Origin of the sequence: Streptomyces rhizosphaerihabitans (assembly GCF_025399795.1) — a bacterium.
In the GTDB taxonomy this organism is placed as follows: domain Bacteria; phylum Actinomycetota; class Actinomycetes; order Streptomycetales; family Streptomycetaceae; genus Streptomyces; species Streptomyces rhizosphaerihabitans.
The window spans coordinates 76,054-96,387 of sequence record NZ_JAODTZ010000009.1; the positions used below are offsets into that span (position 1 = coordinate 76,054).

The following is a 20,334-nucleotide window of genomic DNA, read 5'->3' on the forward strand; positions in this document are numbered from 1 at the left end:
TCGAGGGTGAGGAACGGCGGGGAAGGGTGTCCGGGTGTGAACCCAGGGTCCCCCCGTCGTCCGACGGGAATACCTACGGGTCCGTAACCTACGGCGTCGTAAGTATGTCAGCGCGTAGCCCGGCGGCAAGAGCCCGTGAGCCTGCGCGTCCGAGAGGACACCTATCCTTGGAGTCGGTCGGACAGCGCGGTCCGTTCTGATTTCTTCCCGGATGCCACCTCCCTAAGCGGCACCCGCCGCGCGCGGTCGCCACCCGGGTTCCCTCCCAGACGAGCTTCAGACGAGATTCCCCACTCTTCAGACGAGCTTCAACACTGCAAGGAGCCGCACCTGTGAGCAGTGCCGACGACCAGACCACGACGACCAGCAGCGAACTGCGCGCCGACATCCGCCGCCTGGGCGATCTGCTCGGCGAGACCCTCGTACGGCAGGAGGGCCCCGAGCTCCTGGAACTGGTCGAGAAGGTCCGCCGCCTGACCCGCGAGGACGGCGAGGCCGCCGCCGAGCTGCTGCGCGGCACCGAACTGGAGACCGCCGCCAAGCTGGTCCGCGCCTTCTCGACCTACTTCCACCTCGCCAACGTCACCGAGCAGGTGCACCGCGGCCGGGAGCTGCGCGCCAAGCGCGCCGCCGAGGGCGGCCTCCTCGCCCGTACGGCCGACCGGCTCAAGGACGCCGACCCCGAGCACCTGCGCCAGACGGTCAAGAACCTCAACGTGCGCCCGGTGTTCACCGCCCACCCCACGGAAGCGGCCCGGCGCTCGGTCCTCAACAAGCTGCGGCGCATCGCCGCGCTCCTGGAGACCCCGGTCATCGAGGCCGACCGCCGCCGCTACGACACCCGCCTCGCCGAGAACATCGACCTGGTCTGGCAGACGGACGAGCTCCGGGTCGTCCGCCCCGAGCCCGCCGACGAGGCACGCAACGCCATCTACTACCTGGACGAGCTGCACGCCGGCGCCGTCGGCGACGTCCTGGAGGACCTCACCGCCGAACTGGAGCGCGTCGGCGTCGTCCTCCCGGACGAGACCCGGCCCCTCACCTTCGGCACCTGGATCGGCGGCGACCGCGACGGCAACCCGAACGTCACCCCCGACGTCACCTGGGACGTCCTGATCCTCCAGCACGAGCACGGCATCAACGACGCCCTGGAACTCATCGACGAGCTCCGGGGCTTCCTGTCGAACTCCATCCGCTACACGGGCGCGACCGAGGAACTGCTGGAATCCCTCCAGACCGACCTGGAGCGCCTGCCGGAGATCAGCCCCCGCTACAAGCGCCTCAACGCCGAGGAGCCGTACCGCCTCAAGGCCACCTGCGTCCGGCAGAAGCTGGAGAACACCAAGCTCCGCCTGGCCAAGGGCACGCCCCACGAGGACGGCCGCGACTACCTCGGCACCGCCGAGCTGCTGCGCGACCTCAAGCTCGTCCAGACCTCGCTGCGCGAGCACCGCGGCGGCCTGATCGCCGACGGCCGCATGAACCGCACCATCCGCACACTGGCCGCCTTCGGCCTCCAGCTCGCCACCATGGACGTACGCGAGCACGCCGACGCCCACCACCACGCCCTCGGCCAGCTCTTCGACCGCCTCGGCGAGGAGTCCTGGCGCTATGTGGACATGCCGCGCGACTACCGCACCAAGCTCCTCGCCAAGGAGCTGCGGTCCCGGCGCCCGCTCGCCCCGACCCCCGCGCCGCTGGACGCCGCCGGCCACAAGACGCTCGGCGTCTTCGAGACCGTCAAGAGGGCCCTGAAGATCTTCGGGCCCGAGGTCATCGAGTCGTACATCATCTCGATGTGCCAGGGCGCCGACGACGTCTTCGCCGCCGCCGTCCTCGCCCGCGAGGCCGGACTGCTCGACCTGCACGCCGGCTGGGCCAAGATCGGCATCGTGCCGCTCCTGGAGACCACCGACGAGCTCAAGGCCGCGGACACGATCCTGGAGGACATGCTCTCCGACCCCTCGTACCGCCGTCTGGTGGCGCTGCGCGGGGACGTCCAGGAGGTCATGCTCGGCTACTCCGACTCCTCCAAGTTCGGCGGCATCACCACCTCGCAGTGGGAGATCCACCGCGCCCAGCGCCGGCTGCGCGACGTCGCCCACCGCTACGGCGTACGCCTGCGGCTCTTCCACGGCCGCGGCGGCACCGTCGGCCGCGGTGGCGGCCCCTCGCACGACGCGATCCTCGCGCAGCCCTGGGGCACCCTGGAGGGCGAGATCAAGGTGACCGAGCAGGGCGAGGTCATCTCCGACAAGTACCTGGTCCCCTCGCTGGCCCGCGAGAACCTCGAACTGACGGTCGCCGCCACCCTGCAGGCCTCCGCCCTGCACACCTCGCCCCGCCAGTCCGACGAGGCGCTGGCCCGCTGGGACGCGGCGATGGACGTCGTCTCCGACGCCGCCCACTCCGCCTACCGGCGGCTCGTCGAGGACCCGGACCTGCCGACGTACTTCCTCGCCTCCACGCCGGTCGACCAGCTCGCCGACCTGCACCTGGGCTCGCGGCCCTCCCGCCGCCCCGGCTCGGGCGTCTCGCTCGACGGACTGCGCGCCATCCCGTGGGTCTTCGGCTGGACCCAGTCCCGGCAGATCGTGCCCGGCTGGTTCGGCGTCGGCTCCGGTCTCAAGGCGCTTCGCGAGGCGGGCCTGGGCACCGTGCTCGACGAGATGCACGAGCAGTGGCACTTCTTCCAGAACTTCCTCTCGAACGTCGAGATGACCCTCGCGAAGACCGACCTGCGGATCGCCCGCCACTACGTCGACACCCTCGTCCCCGACGAGCTCAAGCACGTGTTCGACGTCATCGAGGCCGAACACGAGCTGACCGTGCGCGAGGTGCTGCGGGTCACCGGCGGGAAGGAACTGCTCGACACCAACCCGGTGCTCCAGCAGACCTTCGCCATCCGTGATGCCTACCTGGACCCGATCTCCTACCTCCAGGTCGCGCTCCTCAAGCGCCAGCGCGACGAGGCGACGGCGGGGCAGCACCCGGACCCGCTGCTCTCGCGGGCCCTGCTGCTGACGGTCAACGGTGTGGCGGCGGGACTGCGCAACACCGGCTGACCGGGCCACACCGGCTGGACCGGCCACACCGGCCGAGCAGACGAGAAGGCGCCCTCCGCGCTCGTACACGTACGAGCGCGGAGGGCGCCTTCATGTGTCCGCGTGGGCGGGGGGGGGTGTCCACAACAAGACCGGAAGACCGGTGAGGACGTGCCTACAGGACCAGGAACGTGGCCGTCAGCAGCGCGATCCCCGTGCCCGCCATCAGCCAGGCCACGCGGGTCAGCCGCAGACCGCCCGCGACCACCACCGAGGCGAGCAGCAGGGCGCCCGCCAGGGGTATCCAGGCGTAGAGCAGACCGGCCGGACCGCTGCGGACGACCTCATCGCTGCCGGGCTTCACCGTGACCGTGTACGTCCGGCCCTTCTTCACCGCCACCGACTGGTCGATGACGACGCGGGCCCGCGCCCGTGAACCCGGCGACACCGGCGTGTACGGCCCCGAGCACACCTCGCCCGAGCACGTCCGCACGGCGATCGTGCCCTGCTCCCGGCCCTTGCTCAGCATCACGTGCTGCGCGGTGCCCCAGGAGGCCCAGACACCCGCGATCAGGATGAGCCCGGTGACCACGCCCATCGCCGCGAGCTGCCCGATCCGCAGCGCCGCGTACGCGCTCTGACTGGAGGTGACGGCACGCATGGCGGGGATCATTGGCCATGGCCGCGCGCTCGGTCAACTCCGGTGGGGGACAAGTCGGCAGTTGTGCGAGTACATCGACCACCCGGCCGTCCCCCGCGGTCTCACCCAGCCGTCCCCCGCGGTCTCTCCCGGCCGTCCCCCCGCGGTTTCTTCCGGCCGTCCCCTCGGGTCTCTCTCCCGGCCGACCCCCACGGTTCCGTTCCGACCCGCGGTCTCTCCCGGCCGTCCGTCAGGAGTTGTACGTGCCCTGGGCCCGCTCCAGGCCCTCGATCACCAGACACTCCGCCGCGTCCGCCGCCCGGTCCACGAAGTAGTCCAGCTCCTTGCGCTCGGCCGACGAGAAGTCCTTCAGCACGAAGTCCGCGACCTGCATACGGCCCGGAGGGCGCCCGATGCCGAACCGCACCCGGTGATAGTCCGAGCCCATCGCCTTCGTCATGGACTTCAGCCCGTTGTGGCCGTTGTCCCCGCCGCCCAGCTTCAGCCGCAGCACGCCGTAGTCGATGTCCAGCTCGTCATGGACCGCCACGATGTTCGCCGTCGGAACCTTGTAGAAGTCCCGCAGCGCGGTCACCGGGCCACCCGACAGGTTCATGTACGACATCGGCTTGGCCAGGATCACCCGGCGGTTCGCCGGACCGGGCGGCCCGATCCGTCCCTCGATCACCTGGGCCTGCGCCTTGCCCGCCCGCTTGAACTTCCCGCCGATCCGCTCGGCCAGTAGATCGGCCACCATGAAGCCCACGTTGTGCCGGTTCATGGCGTACTCGGGGCCCGGGTTGCCGAGGCCCACGATCAGCCAGGGCGCGTTGGCGTCGGTCGTCACGTCCGTGTCTCCCATGTGTCCTTGATACGCGGCAGCCGCCGCTCCCGACAGGAGCGGCGGCTGACACAGATGAAGATTCCCGGGGGGATCAGGCCTCGGCGGCCGCGGTCTCGCTCTCGGCGGCCGGCTCCTCGGCCTGCGCCGACAGGACCTGGATGACGACCGCGTCCTCGTCGATCGCCAGCGTGGTGCCCTTGGGGAGCTTGATGTCCTTGGCGTGGATGGAGGCGCCGGCCTCCAGGCCCGCGATGGAGACGGTGACCGACTCCGGGATGTGGGTGGCCTCGGCCTCGACCGTCAGGGTGTTCAGCACGTTCTCGACGAGGAAGCTGCCCGGGGCCAGCTCGCCCTCGGTGTGCACGAAGACCTCGACGGTGACCTTCTCGCCGCGCTTCACGAGGATCAGGTCGACGTGGTCGAGGCTGCCCTTGATGGCGTCACGCTGGACGGCCTTCGGGATCGCGAGCTCGGTCTTGCCCTCGATGTCCAGGGTGAGCAGGACGTTCGGGGTACGCAGGGCGAGCTGCAGCGCGTGGCCCGGCAGCGTGATGTGGACCGGCTCGGTGCCGTGGCCGTAGACGACCGCGGGAACCTTGGCCTCACGGCGGATGCGGCGGGCGGCGCCCTTGCCGAACTCGGTGCGGGTCTCGGCGGCGAGCTTGATCTCGGACATGTCCACTCCTCGTAGATCTTGGGGAAAGAGGTCACCCGGCCAAACATCGGCCTGCTACGAAGAGCGCGTCGATAACGGACCGCCGTACCCGCTTCTGCAAGCGGTACGGCCTCCCTCGCCGAGCAACTGTGACAGCTTACGGGGCGGGGAGGCCGTACATGAAATCGATCTAGGCGACCGGTGGAGCCGAGGGTCAGTGCTCCTCGAACAGGCTCGTCACCGAGCCGTCCTCGAAGACCTCACGCACCGCGTTCGCGATCGTCGGCGCGATCGACAGCACCGTGATCTTGTCGAGCTCCAGCTCGCCCGGGGTCGGCAGGGTGTCCGTGAAGATGAACTCGCTGACCTTGGAGTTCTTCAGACGGTCGGCCGCCGGACCGGAGAGCACGCCGTGCGTGGCCGTCACGATGACGTCCTCCGCGCCGTGCGCGAACAGCGCGTCCGCCGCGGCGCAGATGGTGCCGCCCGTGTCGATCATGTCGTCGACGAGCACGCAGACGCGGCCCTTCACGTCACCGACCACCTCGTGGACGGTGACCTGGTTGGCGACGTCCTTGTCGCGGCGCTTGTGCACGATGGCCAGCGGAGCGTCGAGACGGTCGCACCAGCGGTCGGCCACCCGCACGCGGCCGGCGTCCGGGGAGACGACGGTGAGCTTGGACTTGTCGACCTTGGCGCCCACGTAGTCCGCGAGGATCGGCAGCGCGAACAGGTGGTCCACCGGGCCGTCGAAGAAGCCCTGGATCTGGTCCGTGTGCAGATCGACCGTGAGGATGCGGTCCGCGCCGGCCGTCGCCATCAGGTCGGCGATCAGACGCGCCGAGATCGGTTCACGTCCGCGGTGCTTCTTGTCCTGACGGGCGTAACCGTAGAAGGGCACGATCACGGTGATGCTCCGGGCGGAGGCCCGCTTGAGAGCGTCGATCATGATCAGCTGTTCCATGATCCACTTGTTGATGGGAGCCGTGTGGCTCTGCATCAGGAAGCAGTCGGCGCCGCGGGCGGACTCCTGGTAGCGGATGTAGATCTCGCCGTTCGCGAAGTCGAAGGCCTTCGTCGGGACGACCCCGACACCCAGCTTGTGGGCGACCTCCTGGGCAAGCTCGGGGTGGGCGCGGCCGGAGAAGAACATCATCTTCTTCTCGCCGGTCGTCGTCTTGATCCCGGTCACAGCACTGTCTCCTCAGAGGTCATCTCAGTGGGCGTGAGAGGCCTTCTCAGCTGGGTTGCGAGAGGGCTTCTCAGCAGGGGTGCGGGTGTGCACTTATCACGGTACGCCGTCCCGGACGTGCCGTTTTCCGGTCAGCCTTCGCCTTCCGGTTCCCGGGAGGCGGTCTCCGCGGCCTTCGCGGCGGCGCTTCCGGGACGCTTGCGAGCCACCCAGCCCTCGATATTGCGCTGCTGGCCACGGGCCACGGCCAGCGAACCGGGCGGCACGTCCTTGGTGATGACGGAGCCCGCCGCGGTGTACGCGCCGTCCCCGACCGTGACAGGAGCCACAAACATGTTGTCCGAACCCGTACGGCAGTGTGAGCCGATCGTCGTGTGGTGCTTGTCCTGCCCGTCGTAGTTCACGAACACACTCGCGGCACCGATGTTCGAGTACTCGCCGATCGTCGCGTCACCCACGTAGGACAGGTGCGGGATCTTCGTGCCTTCGCCGATCGTCGCGTTCTTCGTCTCGACGTACGTGCCGACCTTGGCCTTCAGGCCGATCCGCGTCCCCGGACGGAGATACGCGTACGGTCCCACGCTCGCCTGCGGACCCACCTCGGCGCTGACGGCCACGGTGTTGTCGACGCGGGCACCGGCGCCCACCCGGGTGTCCTTCAGGCGGCAGTTGGGCCCCACCTCGGCGCCTTCGGCGACATGCGTGGCGCCCTGGAGCTGCGTCCCGGGGTGCACGATCGCGTCCTGCTCGAAGGTGACCGTCACATCGACCCACGTCGTCGCGGGATCGATGACGCTGACGCCGGCCAGCATGGCCCCGGTGAGCAGCCGGTCGTTCAGGATGCGGCGCGCCTCGGCGAGCTGCACGCGGTTGTTGATGCCGGCGATCTCGCGGTGGTCGGCGGCGACGGCCGCGCCGACGCGGTGCCCGGCCTCGCGGAGGATCCCGAGGACGTCCGTCAGGTACTCCTCGCCCTGGCTGTTGTCCGTCCGCACCTTGCCGAGCGCGTCGGCGAGCAGCTGTCCGTCGAAGGCGAAGACGCCCGAGTTGATCTCACGGATCGCGCGCTGCGATTCGCTCGCGTCCTTGTGCTCGACGATCGCGGTGACCGCGCCGCTGGCGCCGTCCCGCACGATGCGGCCGTAGCCGGTGGCGTCGGGGACCTCGGCGGTCAGCACGGTGACGGCGTTGCCGTCGGCGCTGTGGGTCGAGGCGAGCGCGAGCAGGGTCTCGCCGCTGAGCAGGGGGGTGTCGCCGCAGACCACGACGACCGTGCCGTCCACGCCCTCGCCGAGCTCTTCGAGGCCCATCCGTACGGCGTGCCCGGTGCCGTTCTGCTCGGCCTGCACCGCGGTCCGGACGCCCGGGTCGATCTCCGCGAGGTGCGCGACGACCTTCTCGCGGGCGTGCCCCACGACGACGACCAGGTTCTCGGGATCCAACTCGCGTGCGGCAGCGAGCACATGGCCGACGAGGGAGCGTCCGCAGATGTCGTGCAGGACCTTGGGTGTGGCCGATTTCATACGGGTGCCCTCACCCGCTGCGAGAACGACGACGGCTGCCGGGCGATTGGCGCTCACGGGGTTGCCCTTCGGCTTCGGATGACTGGGGTGTGGACATCCGCAGGATACCGGGGCGAATCAGGAGGGATGTGGGAGAGGGCCCTGACAGAGCTGCCAGGGCCCTCTCCCGGAAGGCTCCCGGGGAAGGAATCGAACCCTCATTCAATGGACCAAAACCATTTGTCCTGCCATTAGACGACCCGGGATGGTCTATGCGCTATGTCCGATTTGATGGATCGGAGCTCTGCGCGGACAACACTATGCCGTACCAGGCGCCTTCAATGCGACGGTACAACTCTGCGCTCTGGCGAACTTTGATCGCCAGGCAACCCCGGTAGGACTCGCCCACGTTCTTGCGGACGGTCTTGGGATTGTGGCGTTTGAGCGTCGTCTTGTAGAACGCGGCGCGGTTGGAGCCGACCAGGTCCGCCCAGTACCTTTCGGCCTCCGCCACGTCGGCGGTTTCGTGGATCATGACGGTGAAACGCAGGCGACCGCGCTCCACCCCGAGCAGGTCGAGCCAGCGCAGGAAGACTTCGATCATCCCTGGATCGCTGTTGACGAAGGTGACGCACTCCCGGCGGTCGTACTTTTTGTCCTTGCTGCCCTCGGCCCAGTACAGGCCGACGCCCAACAGGAACAGCTCGCGATCGGACAGGGCGCCGATCGTCGCAGCCGCGGCCGCTTTGGTGCACTGCCGCTCGATGTCGCGTTGGGCCAGTTCGTGATCCCACCGCTTCCGTCCCGCGAGCTTCGCCTGCTCCGAAGCCGGGCGCGGCTCCGGCTTCGGCAGATCTCGGACCCAAAGCGAGATCGAACTCTTCGAGCAGCCCAGTTCCACCTGGATCTGGTCGTAGGTCCAGCCCTGGAGGCGCAGCTCACGGGCCCGGTCACGGAGTTCGTCCTTCGCGTTCGGGCGCCTCGTCCAGTCCGGAGGCGGCTCGCCCTCCAAGAGGCGGTTGAGGATGTCGTTGTTGTCGATGTGCAGTCGGTCACGGATCCGGCGGCGGCTGAGTCCCGCCCTGCGCAGAGAGATCGCCTGCTCTCGTAGCACTTCGAAATCCGCGTACTTGCTCAGTGAATGTGCCATAGGCATACCATCGCGCCGGAATGCAGGCCTCCGAGGTCGAATGGTGATCGATTCGGCAGTTCGAGGGATATCGGTCGGTTTCGCTTCTGTTCGATGGTGGGGTGTGGTGTAGGCCAGTAGCCAAAACTCACCGGAAATGGGCAGGGGGGCGACCGTAGGCTGGAGGCATGACCACGACGGGGGAAGAGCACACCGCGGCCGGGACCGGGCCGTGGTGGTGGGTCGGATGGCGTAGTGCGGTGTTGGACGCGGGGCTCGCTCTGGCGTCCGCGGTCGAGTGCGGCGGCGAGGGGGTCCGCTTCGCGCACGACGCGGGGCTGCCCGCTCCGGTGGGTGTCGCCTTCGGGGGGATCGCCGGGTCGGTGCTGCTGGTGCGGCGGAAGTGGCCGATCGCGGTCGTCCTGGTGTCCATCGCGATCACGCCCGCCCAGATGGGCTACCTGATGGGACTCGTCGGGCTGTACACGCTCGCCGCGTCCGAGCTCCCGCGGCGCATCATCGCGGCGCTGGCGGGGATGTCCTTCGCCGGCATGCTGATCGTCACGTTCGTCCGGGCGCACCAGGGTGTGGTGCGAGGGGACGTGGCGATGGGGGACTGGTTCGTCCCGTTCGCCTCCCTCACGACGGCGATCGGGATGACCGCGCCACCCGTGCTGCTCGGGCTGTACATGGGGGCCAGGCGGCGGCTGATGGAGAGCCTGCGGGAGCGGGCGGACTCGCTGGAGCGGGAGCTGCAGCTGCTGGCGGAGCGGGCCGAGGAGCGGGCGGAGTGGGCGCGCAACGAGGAGCGCACCCGGATCGCGCGTGAGATGCACGACGTGGTCGCGCATCGGGTCTCGCTGATGGTCGTGCACGCGGCGGCCCTTCAGGCGATCGCCCGGAAGGATCCCGAGAAGGCCGTGAAGAACGCCGCCCTGGTGGGGGACATGGGGCGTCAGGCGCTCACGGAGCTGCGGGAGATGCTGGGCGTGCTGCGTACGGGGAACGGGCTGGACGCGCGGGTGCCGTCGGTCCCGCTGGCGGCGGTGGGTGCAGCGGCGGCCGCCGCCGCGTCGCGGGCGGCGGACGACTCCGGGGCCGGCGAGGGGCCGAGTCTGGCCGAGATCGACGAGCTGATCGGGCAGTCGGCGGCGGCGGGGATGGTCGTGGCCCTGTCGGTCGAGGGGGACCTGCGTGCGTACGCCCGGGAGATCGAGCAGACCGCCTACCGGGTGGTGCAGGAGGCGTTGACGAACGTCCACAAGCACGCGGCGGGGGCGAAGACGTACGTCCGGCTGGCGCATCGGGTGTCCGAGATCGCGATGCAGGTGGAGAACGAGTGTCCGCCGGAGGTGGGGGTGGGATCGTCCGTGCGGTTGCCCAGCGGCGGGAACGGGTTGCTGGGCATGAAGGAGCGGGTGGCCGCCCTGGGGGGCGTGTTCGTGTCGGGGCCCACGGACGCGGGTGGGTTCCGGGTGTCGGCGGTGATCCCGGCGTAGCCCTCCGGGTGGTCACCGGGGTCGGGTGCGGTCCGGTGGGTGGGTCGGGGCCGTGCCGGTACATCCGCCCGCATCCGGACGGATCCCAGCGGTGTTTCGAGGTGTGGGTGGGTGCTGATCCGTCCGGTCTGCGGGCATTCGGTGTACCGGCACGTCCCCTCCCGCGCGCTCCCGGCTGCGGGTGCGCGGTGGCTTGGGTGCAGCCCCTCACGCGCGTGAAAATCCAGCCCCTCCGGTGTTTGAGGAGCGGGGTCCGGGGCGGAGCCCCAGCTTCGGGCCGGGTAGGGGCGGAGGGGGCGAAAAGACTGGCCGGGTCAGGTCGTGGTGAGGCGGGGTGGGGCTGTGCCGGTGAGGAGGGTGGTGAGGGCGGCGTCGATGTGGGGGCCTAGGTACCAGTCGCCGGTGTGGTCGAGGGTGTAGACCCGGCCCTCGGCGTCGATGGCGAGCAGGGCGTGGGAGTCGGACTCCTCGCCGAGGGGGCAGACCTCGGTGTCGAGCGCGCGGCCGAGGTCGCCGAGGGTGCGGGCCATGTGCAGCCCGTGCAGGGGGTCGAGATGGAGCAGGGCGGGGGCGAGTTGGCGCCCGGGTCCCTTGGCGCCGACGCGCAGACCTCCGAACTCCGCCCATGCCTCGACCGCCGCGGGAAACACGGCGTGCCGGTGTCCGGCCGGCGACGCGTGTCCGCGCAGCTCGTCGGCCCAGTACTCGGCCTGCTTTATGTCCCAGCGTCCCGGCTGCCATCCCGCCGAGCGCAGTGCGGCGTCCACGGGCCCGGGGAAACGCGATGAGGGTCCCCCCTGTCCGGGAGGGGAGAAGAGGCTGGAGGAGGAGCGGTCGGAGTGCATCTGCCCTTCGTTCGTCGAGGGATGGGACATCGGCGTCGCGGGACGCCGTCATGAGTACGTGTGCGGGAAATACGTGTGCGGGAGTGGGGGAGTTCAGGCGTCCGGTGCCGCCGGGTCGACGACGCGTACGCCGAAGTGGTCGCTGAGCGCCGTGCAGGAGCGGCAGGGCGCGGCGAAACTGCCGTGCAGCGGGTCGCCGTCCTCGCGGATGCGGCGCGCGGTGAGCTTGGCCCCCTTGAGGACCTTGCGGGCCTCGCCGTTGGTCATCGGCTTGCGGGTGGCTCGCCTGCTGCGTTCGGCGTCGGCGGATGCGATGTGCCGGGAGATCAGGATGGCCTCGGCGCAGCGGCCGGTGAAGCGGTCGCGTTGTGCGTTCGTGAGGGTGTCGAGGAAGTCCTGGACCAGCGGGTGAAGAGCGGGTGGCTGGTCGCCGCGGGCGGCCGTGCCGGTGAGGGTGGCGCCGCGCACGGAGAGAGCGGCGGCGACGGTGGGCAGTATGCCGTCGCGGCGGTAGAGCAGAGTGGGGGTGTGCAGTGCCTCGGCGCTGCTCCACCCGACCCGGGGATCCCCGGACGTGCCCGTATGCGTCGCATTCATGATCGTTTTTCCCTCCCGTGCATCCCCCGGTGCGGAGACAGACTGCCAAATGCGGTGGCGGGAGCGGTAGCTGGGGCGCCGCGACACGCCAGGTCTTCGGTTTACGGTCACGGCGAGGTGACGGCTGGTCACGGAACCGGAGGCCCGGTGACCGGTGTCGTACAACCGAATAGGCTGTCGACATCCGCGCTCCATCCAGCTACTGAGAACGCCGCAGGGGGCAACCGCCATGACGACAGGTCGGCTCGGGCAACAAGCCGCGCCGCCGAACGCGGCCTACGCCGGGCAAGTCGTGCACTTCCCGGATCCGGTCCGGGCCGCACGCCATCCCAGAGGTGTGCGGATCGACGAGCGCGGCTATCCCGACTTCTCGCTCTACGCGCGCGGCGCGGTGGAGATCGCCGAGCCCCCGGAGGGTTTCGGAGTCGACGAGTTGAGGCTGACGGACTACGTCTCCGCGAACGCCGCGCTCGCCGCGTCGGGCCACGATCTGTGGGACACGATTCCGTCGGTGGCGACGCCGCACGGCTGGACGTGGCATCACGTGGCGGGCACCCGGCGGCTGGAGTTGGTGCCTGTCGAGGTGAAGGCGCTGCTGCGGCATCACGGTGGTGTCGCGACCACGGCTGTCGACCATTCCAAGCGGGGGACGCGGCCGTTGCAGGAGACGCGGCCCGTGCACTTCGGGCTGCCGAAGTCGTCGGTCGCGGTGACCGAGCAGCAGGTACTGGGGGTCGAGGAGGACCTCGGCTACCGGCTGCCCGGCGCCTACCGGTCGTTCCTGAAGGCGGCGGGCGGGTGCGCGCCGGTCGGCGCCGCGCTCGACGCCGAGCTCGGACTGCTGGTGGACCAGCCGTTCTTCACCGTCCGCGACGAGGCCGCCGTCAATGACCTCGTGTATGTCAACAAGTGTCTGCGCGACCATCTGACCAAGGACTACCTGGGTGTCGGGTTCGTGCAGGGCGGTCTGCTGGCCGTGAAGGTGAAGGGCGACCGGATCGGTTCGGTCTGGTTCTGCGCGTTCGACGACGCCCGGGACCAGGATGCCTGGCCGCCGGCCGAGCGGGTGCAGCGGCTGCTGCTGCCGTGCGGTGACGACTTCGACCAGTTCCTGTCCCGGCTGGCCGGTGATCCGCCGGAGCTGGAGACGGTGGCGAATCTGATGGTGGACGGCGGTTTCGCGTACGCCGTGCCCGTCTCTTCGGTGTCTTCGGCGTCTTCGGTGGGGGAGTGACGTTGCGATGGTGACCTTTGCGCAGGCGCAGGAGCGCGCGGAAGAGTGGATCAACGGGGACGTGCCCGGATACCAGCACCGCGAGGTGCGGGTACGCGAGTTCGAACTCGGGTTTGTCGTATGGGCGGAGGACCGCGCCGAGGGTCCGCGTTCCGACGGGGGCGCGCAGCGGCTCGTCATCGCGCGGGACAGCGGGGAGGCCACGCTGTGGCCCGCGCTGCCGGTGGGTGAGGTCATCCGCCGGTACGAGGAGGAGTACGGGGCGCCGGACGCGTCCCCCGAACCGGCGCCGGCGCCCGCGGCCCGGGTCGACCTGAATCAGACGTCGTTCCTGCTGAGTCCCCCGGAGTGGCTGCAGGAGGCCGCGGACAGGATGGGGATTCCGGACCGGCGCACGGGGTCGGGATCGTCGGCCTCCGACGGGGCGGGGTCGCGTACGGCCGCCGCCGCGGGGGACGGGTCCATGAACGGGGCTTCCGGGGGCGGGAGTTCGCTGCCGGGTGCGCCGGGAGACTCCGGGGCGCACGGGGTGCCGGCCACGCCGGGAGGGCGTGCGGCTTCCTCGGCCGGGCCGCCTGGTTCGCCGTCCTCGCCCTACTCGGTTCCTCCCACCACGCCTGGCGTGCCGCCGGTTCCCGGTGGGGCTACGCCCTGGCCGGCCGCCGCGACCGACGACGAGGAGGTCCCCGCTCCGCAGGACGCGAGGCCGGACATTCCCGCCGACGCGACCCCGTGGGCGGGGACGGACACGAACGCCGATCCCGGGGAGGACCGTTCCGTACCGTTGCCGGCGACCGTGTTCGCGCCGCCGCTTTCCGATGTCGACGACTCCCGCACCCCGCCGCCCGCCGCGGCGTACGACCGGACCGCCATGATGTCCGGGGGCAGCCAACTTCCGCGTACGACACTGGCACCCGTGGCCGGCGACCCGAACTCCCCCGCGCCGTCCGGTTCTTCACCGGGCCATGGCGCGCCCGGCGGTCCGCCGCCCGGGGCGTCGTCGTACGGGTATCCGCAGGGGCCCGGGGCGCAGGGTCCGCCTCCCGGCGCCTCCGCGTACGGCTATCCGCAGGGCCCGGGGACCGGCCCGGGCACGCCGCCGCCCGGCGCCCCCGTCCCCGGTGGTCCGCAGGGGACGCCTCCGCCGGGTGCGCCCGCGTACGGCTTCCCCCAGGGTCCGGGCACACCGCCGCCCGGCACCCCGCCCGCTCCGGGCGCCGTCGGCACACCGCCGCCCGCCGCGCCGCCGCGACCGCTGCCTCCGAACGCCGGTGACATCGCCGACGCCGCGACCAGCAAGGCGCAGGCGCCGCCCCGCGGGGCGCGCGGTGGCGGGGCGAGCGCTCCGCATCCGCCGAGCGCCCCCGGGATGCCGGGTGCGCGGCCGGGCGGCACGCCTCCGCCGTCCGGGCCGGGCGCTCCGGGAGCGCCCGCGGGCGGGTATGTGCCGACGCAGCTTGTTTCGCAGCTCGGGCCGGACGGGCCCGAGATGGCTCCGGGGGCGCCCGGTGCGCCCCAGCCGCCCGGCGCCACGCCTCCGGGCGGTGGAGTCCACCATGCCGCGACGATGCTGGCGGGGCCCGCGGTGGGCGGGCCCGGGGCGCCGCAGCCTCCGGGTGCCCCTGGTGCGCCCGGAGTACCGGGCGCACCCTGGCAGCAGGCCGGTCCCGGTGTGCCGAACCCGCCGGGCGCCACGCCTCCGGGTGAAGTGCACCACGCCGCGACGATGCTGGCCGGGCCTCCGGTGGGCGGACCGGGTGCGCCGCCGCCACCCGGCGCCCCTGGTGCGCCCGGTGCGCCCGGTGCGCCCCAGCCTCACGGGGGCACGCCTCCCGGTGGGGTGCACCATGCCGCGACCATGTTCACCGGGCCTCCTGTCGGGGGCCCGGGTGCGCCGCCGCCTCCGCAGGCCCCCGGTATGCCGCAGGGTGTCCCTCAGCCGCTGCCCGGACAGCAGCCCATGCCGGGACAGCCGATGCCGGGGCAGCAGCCGCCCGCGTACGGCTATCCGCAGGCGGGGCAGCCGACCGTCGGGCCCGGCTATCAGGCCGTGCTGCGGTATCGGGCGCACGACGGGTCGGAGCAGCAGCTGATCCGGCGGTCCGCGCCGGGTACACCGCATCCGGAGTGGCAGATCCTGCACGAGTTGCGCGCGATGAACGTGCCGCCGCAGCAGGTGCTGGAGCTGCACACGGAGTTGGAGTCCTGTGAGCTGCCGGGCGCGTACTGCGCGCGGATGATCAGGGAGACCTTCCCGCAGGCGCGGATCACGAGCATCGCGCCGTACGGCACGGATCACGCGAGCCGGCAGCAGGGGATGCACCAACTCCTCGCGCATCAGGGCGAGTTGCATCAGGTCGCGGACGGACCGGCGCGGCCTGCGCCGGTACGGGCGCCGATTCCGCCGGTGCAGCCCGCGCCGCCGATCCCGCCGGAGGCGATCGGTCAGGAGCTGGCGGCGGCGTTCGGGCCGGGGATGTTCCGGTTCGACCAGGCGGCCGTGTCGCGGCAGGGCGTGCCCAACATCGTGGCGCACACCCTGGTCGTGGCCGGACTGCCGGTCGACATGGGGCCGTTCTTCTGGGCGCAGGCCCAGCCGGGCCGTCCGGTGCCGACACTCGCCGAACTGGCGCAGGAGCGCGGGGTGGCGGCGTCCCCGGACGCGGGCTCGTACCTCGTCATGGGCAGCGACTTCGGCAAGGCGATCTGCGTCCAGTACGGCACGGCGAACATCGTCGCCGTGCCGGTGGAGGCCGGTCCCGGGGGCGCTCCGGTGCCGCCGCAGTTCGTGAACACCGGTCTGCCCGAGTTCGCGCGCTGCCTCGCGCTGCTCGGCCGGATGTGGCGGCTGCGGTTCGGTCTCAACCAGGAGCAGGCGGGCCGCTGGACCGTCGACTTCCAGGCGCAGCTCGCCTCGCTCGACCCGGCGGCACTCGCCTCCCCGGAGAGCTGGTGGTCGGTCCTGCTGGAGGAGATGTGGGACGGACTGCTGTAGCCGCGGCCCGATAGGAGAGCGGCGGCACCACCAGGACAAAGGCAGTTACGGCAGTACGGATGAGGCGCTCGACCCGTGTGACGGGTCGGGCGCCTCATCCGTTCGTACGGGTGGTGCGCCGGCTCCGTACGGCGGGTGGAAGGCGTCGGCGCGTGGGGCCGTGCGAGGGCCGAACCGCTCGTCTTCGGGCGTCGTGCCGACGGCACGCCTCGGGCCGCTGACCTCAAATGACACGGGTGTGACCCGTCTCGGGCCGAATGGACGGGCGGAGTGTCGCGTTATGAACACTTCCGTGCGATCCATCAAGATGTGCGCGAAATCGTCTTTTCGTGTGTGTCGGGCGGAGAGGGGTCCAAGGATGAGCAGCACATCGGTGTCGCCGCACGGCTTCGTGGCCGTACGGGGACGTGGCTACCGTCCCGAACAGGTCGACGCGTACGCCGCGGCGCTCTCCCGGGGCCGCGACGCCGCGTGGGAGCGGGCCGCCCGGCTCACCGTGCTGGCGAAGGACATGGAGGCCGAGGCGGAGCGGATGCGGGAGGCCGTGACGCGGCTCGCCCCGCAGACGTACGAGGAGCTCGGCGAGCGGGCGCGGCGGATCTTCCAGCTCGCCGAGGAGGAGGCCGGGGCCCTGCGGGAGGAGGCACGGCGCGAAGCCCTGTCGGAGGCCGAGGAGGCCGAGGCCGCGGGGCGTGAAGTGCGGGAGGCCGCACAGGCGTACGCCGAAGAGGTGCGCGTCGAGGCGGAGGAGTGGGCTCTGCGGCGGCTCCTCGACGCGCGTGCCGAGGCCGACGAGGTGAGGATCTCCGCCCGGCGGGACGTCAAGGAGAACCGGGGGGAGATGCTGACCGTGCTGCGCGAGGTGCGCCGGCGGGCGGAGGTCCTGGTGACCGGGCAGGACGCGGAGCAGACCGCGCGGTGGGCGGAGGCCGAGCGGGCCGACGCCGAGCGCCAGGCCGCGTTCGAGGCGCACCACGTCGAACGCGCGGCGCGCGCCGAGGAGTCGCTCGCCCGGGCCACCCGGGCCCTGGCCGAGGCGGAGGAGTCGGACCGGCACCGGCAGGAGGACGCGGCGGCGCGGGCCGCCGAGCTGCTCGCCGAGGCCCGGGTCAGGGAGGAACGGATCGCCCGGGAGACCGACCGGGTGCTGCGCGAGCACGGGGAGCGGTGGGATCACGTACGGGCCCATATGGACCACGTACAGAGCAGTCTCACGTCCCTCACGGGGCGGGCTCCGGCGGAGTAGCCCCGTTGGGGCCTGTCTGACAATTCCCGCCGGGCCCGCGGCGCTCCCCCAGCTACCGCTGGGAGGTGCCCCCAGGCACCGCACTGCCCCGAGCTCTTCGAGCAGGGGGACCCCCACGCCGCGTTGTCGGGCACGCCCGAGTACGCCCGGTACGAGGGCCACCCTCCGCCTTGCGATGCACGGCACCGGACGCCGCGGTCCGATCCGACGTGAATTGTCAGACAGGCCCTAGGCGGGGGCCGGTCCCTCACGGGGCTCCCCAGCCGCTTCGCGGCCCTGGCGCTTTCCCCCGCTGCGCGGTGCCTCTCCGTCGCGCCGCGGCCCGGCCCTTCTCCGCTCCGCGGGGGGTCTCCACCGTCGCTACGCGGCGGTTTCCTAACCGGCCGCCCGTCTAGCCCGGTGGGGAAGGCGCCCCCTCGCACTCCCTCGCCCCCTGCCGTTCCCTCACCGCCCCCTCCGTATCGCCCCCGCCAGAATCCATCCCTCCACCGCCTCGTACTGCCTCCGCTGCTCCTCCGCCTTCCGGCGCCCCGAGGCCACCGTTCCGATCCACCCGTAGGCGAAGCCCAGCGGGATCGACACGAGGCCGGTCGTGGTGAACGGGAACCAGTTGAAGTCGGCGTCCGGGAACGCGGCGGTGGGGGAGCCGGAGACGAGGTTGGTGCCGGGCATGAGGACGAGGACGGTGAGGGTGCCGCCGATGAGGGTGGCGAGGAGGCCGGTGCGGGTGTAGCGGCGCCAGAAGAGGCTGTAGACCAGCGCGGGCGCGATCGCGGAGGCGCCGATGCAGAAGGACAGGGTGACCAGCGGCTGCAGACTGCGGTGCTGGGCGAGGGTGGCGAGCAGGATGGCCGGTGCCCCCACCGCCAGCGCCGAGATACGGGCGAGGAGCATCTCGCGGCGCGGGGAGAGTTCGTCGTCGTGGCGACGGCCCCGGAAGAGCCTGCTGTGCGCGAACACGTCGTGGGCGAGGGAGTTGGCGCAGGCCAGGATCATGCCGGCGACGGAGGCGAGCAGCGTCAGGAAGATCGCTGTCGTCACGGTGGTGAACAGGAGCGTCTCGGCGGTGGAGACGGATGTGCCGAAGACGGCTCTGGAGCCCAGCAGGTAGGCCGTGTTGCCCTGTGGATCGGCCCCGGCGATCACATCGCGGCCGATCATGGCCGTGGCGCCGAAGCCGATGACGCTGACGATCAGCACGAACAGGGCCACGCACGGCACCGCCCAGGACAGCGACCGGCGCACCTGACGGGCACTGTCCGCCGTGTACATGCGCATGGTGATGTGGGGGAGGCAGGCGCCGCCGAGGACGACCGTCAGCTCCGAGGTGATCATGTCCACGCGGGGGCTGGCGCCGCCGGTGAACTGGAGGCCGGAGTGCAGGAAGGCGTCGCCCACGCCGCTGTTCCCGGCGGCGGCGGCCAGCAGCGTGCCGGGGTTCCAGTCGAAGCGCTGCAGGACGAGTACGGCGACGACCGCGCCCGAGCCGAGCAGCATCACGATCTTCAGGATCTGGATGAGGGCGGTGCCCTTCATGCCGCCGATCGCCGCGTAGCTGATCATCAGCGCGCCGAGGCCGATGACGCAGCCGGTCTTGAGGGAGTCGCCGGAGAAGCCGAGGACGAACGCCAGCAGGTCGCCCGCGCCGGCCAGTTGGACCAGCATCAGGGGCAGCAGTGCCACGATGGTCACCGCGCAGGCCGTGTTGCGGACGGCACGGCCCGGCGTCCGGCGCGCGAGCGCGTCGCCCATGGTGAACCGGCCCGCGTTGCGCAGCGGTTCGGCCAGCAGGAACATCAGCAGCATCAGGGAGAGGGCCGTGCTCAGGGCGAGGACGACCCCGTCGTAGCCGGCCAGCGCGATGACGCCGCCGGTGCCGAGCACGCTCGCCGCGGAGATGTAGTCCCCGGCGATGGCGAGGCCGTTGCGCATCGGTGAGAGCGATCCGTAGCCGGTGTAGAACTCGTCCAGGTCGTCGCGGTCCGGGCCGGTCATCACGCACAGCAGCAGGGTGATCGTGGCGACGGCCGTGAACGCCACGAGCGACATGGCCTGCGCGGAACTGGTGAACCCCGTCATCGTGCCGCCTCCCGTTTCGCGTCCAGTTCGGTCTGCTTGCGGATCCGGTCCGCGATCGGGTCGACGCGTCGGCGCGCGGAGTGCTCGTACAGCCAGATGGCCAGGCAGGTGACGGGGACTTGGAGCAGGCCGAGCAGCAGGCCGGTCGACAGTCCGCCGGACACCGTGCTCGTCATCAGCGACGGAGCGAAGGCCGACAGGAGGAGGAAGAGGGTGAAGTAGCCGAGCGCGGTGAGGGTCGCGACACGCCGCTGCCGGCGGTAGGCGCCGCGCAGGAGCCTGATGTCGCTGTGCTGTCCGAGCGGCTGGTGGCGGGGCATCCGCCGCGGAGGGGGCTCGGGAGGCCGGGACTGTGGCTGCCAGGGGTAGGTCAGCTGGGCGGGAGCGGGAGCGGGAGCGGAAGTGGGGTCGGGGTCGGACACCGGATATCCGGAGTGCCGGGGCTGCTGAGGTTGCTGGGGTTGCTCGTCGTACGGCGGATACGGCTGGTACGGCTGTTGATACGGGGGGTTCCGTGGTGGCTGGGGCGGTGGGTACTGCCGTTGGTGCGGGCGCTGCTGACGTGGCCTTGGGTGCTCGGGGGACGAGAACGCGTCTGGCATCCCGGTTCTCCTTGCGTGGCTCGGGTCCGGTGCGGGACCGCAGGGAGCTGGGGGGTGAGCAGCGCACGCTACTCGTAGGTAGCGCGAGCGCGCGACCGTTTCACCGAACTGGTCGGTCGGTATGCGCTTACCGCGGCCGTGCCCGCCGAAGTGGTTCGAACCAGGCATCTCCTACCGGCCGATCGAGGAGACGCTGCCGGGCGCTACGAGGCATGGCGCCGTCTGCGGGAG

The 20,334-nt window shown here is 71.3% G+C and carries 15 protein-coding genes and 1 tRNA gene; 5 read left to right on the forward strand and 11 right to left on the reverse strand.

From position 1 onward, the window contains the following. The first annotated feature begins 332 nt into the window (after positions 1-332). Entirely contained in the window at positions 333-3,065 is a 2,733-nt protein-coding gene (gene ppc, locus N4G66_RS11640) for a phosphoenolpyruvate carboxylase (RefSeq protein ID WP_261703953.1), read from the forward strand. 154 nt (positions 3,066-3,219) lie between these two features. On the opposite strand, the gene N4G66_RS11645 is transcribed toward ppc, so the two are convergent. From N4G66_RS11645 to N4G66_RS11675, 7 genes are all read right to left on the reverse strand, one after another. After that, entirely contained in the window at positions 3,220-3,717 is a 498-nt protein-coding gene (locus tag N4G66_RS11645) for a hypothetical protein (RefSeq protein WP_261703954.1), read from the reverse strand. A 217-nt stretch (positions 3,718-3,934) separates the two neighbouring features. Then, the gene (gene pth, locus N4G66_RS11650) at positions 3,935-4,546 is read right to left on the reverse strand and encodes an aminoacyl-tRNA hydrolase (RefSeq protein ID WP_261703955.1); all 612 of its coding nucleotides are present in this window, start codon (positions 4,544-4,546) and stop codon (positions 3,935-3,937) included. Between the two features lie 73 nt (positions 4,547-4,619). After that, positions 4,620-5,204 carry a 50S ribosomal protein L25/general stress protein Ctc gene (locus tag N4G66_RS11655; protein WP_261703956.1) on the reverse strand — a complete coding sequence of 195 codons (585 nt, stop codon included), beginning with the start codon at positions 5,202-5,204 and terminating at the stop codon, positions 4,620-4,622. Positions 5,205-5,397: 193 nt separating this feature from the next. After that, a complete protein-coding gene (locus N4G66_RS11660; RefSeq protein WP_261703957.1) occupies positions 5,398-6,375 on the reverse strand; it encodes a ribose-phosphate diphosphokinase in 978 nt (325 codons plus the stop codon). Between the two features lie 131 nt (positions 6,376-6,506). Beyond that, positions 6,507-7,955 (reverse strand): bifunctional UDP-N-acetylglucosamine diphosphorylase/glucosamine-1-phosphate N-acetyltransferase GlmU, encoded by a 1,449-nt coding sequence (gene glmU, locus N4G66_RS11665; RefSeq protein ID WP_261703958.1) that lies wholly within the window; start codon positions 7,953-7,955, stop codon positions 6,507-6,509. A 117-nt stretch (positions 7,956-8,072) separates the two neighbouring features. Continuing rightward, a tRNA-Gln gene (locus N4G66_RS11670) sits at positions 8,073-8,143 on the reverse strand. Between the two features lie 11 nt (positions 8,144-8,154). Then, the gene (locus N4G66_RS11675; protein ID WP_261703959.1) at positions 8,155-9,027 is read right to left on the reverse strand and encodes a hypothetical protein; all 873 of its coding nucleotides are present in this window, start codon (positions 9,025-9,027) and stop codon (positions 8,155-8,157) included. 167 nt (positions 9,028-9,194) lie between these two features. Between N4G66_RS11675 and N4G66_RS11680 the strand changes: the two genes are divergently transcribed. Beyond that, positions 9,195-10,505, forward strand: a complete 1,311-nt coding sequence (locus N4G66_RS11680; protein WP_261703960.1) for a sensor histidine kinase — start codon at positions 9,195-9,197, stop codon at positions 10,503-10,505. A 314-nt stretch (positions 10,506-10,819) separates the two neighbouring features. Here the strand turns inward: N4G66_RS11680 and N4G66_RS11685 are convergent, their stop codons facing one another. Beyond that, positions 10,820-11,350, reverse strand: coding sequence for an SUKH-3 domain-containing protein (locus tag N4G66_RS11685; RefSeq protein WP_261703961.1), 531 nt, complete (start codon positions 11,348-11,350; stop codon positions 10,820-10,822). A gap of 93 nt (positions 11,351-11,443) precedes the next feature. After that, positions 11,444-11,947, reverse strand: a complete 504-nt coding sequence (locus N4G66_RS11690) for a YwqJ-related putative deaminase (RefSeq protein ID WP_261703962.1) — start codon at positions 11,945-11,947, stop codon at positions 11,444-11,446. A gap of 229 nt (positions 11,948-12,176) precedes the next feature. On the opposite strand from N4G66_RS11690, the gene N4G66_RS11695 reads away from it, so the two are divergent. The 3 genes from N4G66_RS11695 (at position 12,177) to N4G66_RS11705 (ending at position 17,422) form a co-directional block, all read left to right on the forward strand. Further along, the gene (locus tag N4G66_RS11695; protein ID WP_261703963.1) at positions 12,177-13,181 is read left to right on the forward strand and encodes an SMI1/KNR4 family protein; all 1,005 of its coding nucleotides are present in this window, start codon (positions 12,177-12,179) and stop codon (positions 13,179-13,181) included. A 7-nt stretch (positions 13,182-13,188) separates the two neighbouring features. Further along, positions 13,189-16,176, forward strand: a complete 2,988-nt coding sequence (locus tag N4G66_RS11700) for an SUKH-4 family immunity protein (RefSeq protein WP_261703964.1) — start codon at positions 13,189-13,191, stop codon at positions 16,174-16,176. 358 nt (positions 16,177-16,534) lie between these two features. Then, a complete protein-coding gene (locus N4G66_RS11705; protein ID WP_261703965.1) occupies positions 16,535-17,422 on the forward strand; it encodes a cellulose-binding protein in 888 nt (295 codons plus the stop codon). A gap of 444 nt (positions 17,423-17,866) precedes the next feature. On the opposite strand, the gene N4G66_RS11710 is transcribed toward N4G66_RS11705, so the two are convergent. Beyond that, complete coding sequence (locus tag N4G66_RS11710) at positions 17,867-19,501, reverse strand: sodium/solute symporter (protein ID WP_261703966.1); 1,635 nt, start codon at positions 19,499-19,501, stop codon at positions 17,867-17,869. After that, on the reverse strand, positions 19,498-20,103 hold the full coding sequence (locus tag N4G66_RS11715; RefSeq protein WP_315903636.1) for a DUF485 domain-containing protein: 606 nt from the start codon (positions 20,101-20,103) through the stop codon (positions 19,498-19,500). The genes N4G66_RS11710 and N4G66_RS11715 overlap by 4 nt, the downstream gene beginning before the upstream one ends. Between the last annotated feature and the right edge of the window lie 231 nt (positions 20,104-20,334).

Excerpts from the sequence above, each read along its gene's own strand:
- N4G66_RS11645 (WP_261703954.1), bottom strand. The coding sequence starts at position 3,717 with ATGATCCCCGCCATGCGTGCCGTCACCTCCAGTCAGAGCGCGTACGCG.
- pth (WP_261703955.1), bottom strand. The coding sequence starts at position 4,546 with ATGGGAGACACGGACGTGACGACCGACGCCAACGCGCCCTGGCTGATC.
- N4G66_RS11655 (WP_261703956.1), bottom strand. The coding sequence starts at position 5,204 with ATGTCCGAGATCAAGCTCGCCGCCGAGACCCGCACCGAGTTCGGCAAG.
- N4G66_RS11675 (WP_261703959.1), bottom strand. The coding sequence starts at position 9,027 with ATGGCACATTCACTGAGCAAGTACGCGGATTTCGAAGTGCTACGAGAG.
- N4G66_RS11680 (WP_261703960.1), top strand. The coding sequence starts at position 9,195 with ATGACCACGACGGGGGAAGAGCACACCGCGGCCGGGACCGGGCCGTGG.
- N4G66_RS11685 (WP_261703961.1), bottom strand. The coding sequence starts at position 11,350 with ATGCACTCCGACCGCTCCTCCTCCAGCCTCTTCTCCCCTCCCGGACAG.
- N4G66_RS11690 (WP_261703962.1), bottom strand. The coding sequence starts at position 11,947 with ATGAATGCGACGCATACGGGCACGTCCGGGGATCCCCGGGTCGGGTGG.
- N4G66_RS11695 (WP_261703963.1), top strand. The coding sequence starts at position 12,177 with ATGACGACAGGTCGGCTCGGGCAACAAGCCGCGCCGCCGAACGCGGCC.
- N4G66_RS11700 (WP_261703964.1), top strand. The coding sequence starts at position 13,189 with ATGGTGACCTTTGCGCAGGCGCAGGAGCGCGCGGAAGAGTGGATCAAC.
- N4G66_RS11705 (WP_261703965.1), top strand. The coding sequence starts at position 16,535 with ATGAGCAGCACATCGGTGTCGCCGCACGGCTTCGTGGCCGTACGGGGA.
- N4G66_RS11710 (WP_261703966.1), bottom strand. The coding sequence starts at position 19,501 with ATGACGGGGTTCACCAGTTCCGCGCAGGCCATGTCGCTCGTGGCGTTC.
- N4G66_RS11715 (WP_315903636.1), bottom strand. The coding sequence starts at position 20,103 with ATGCCAGACGCGTTCTCGTCCCCCGAGCACCCAAGGCCACGTCAGCAG.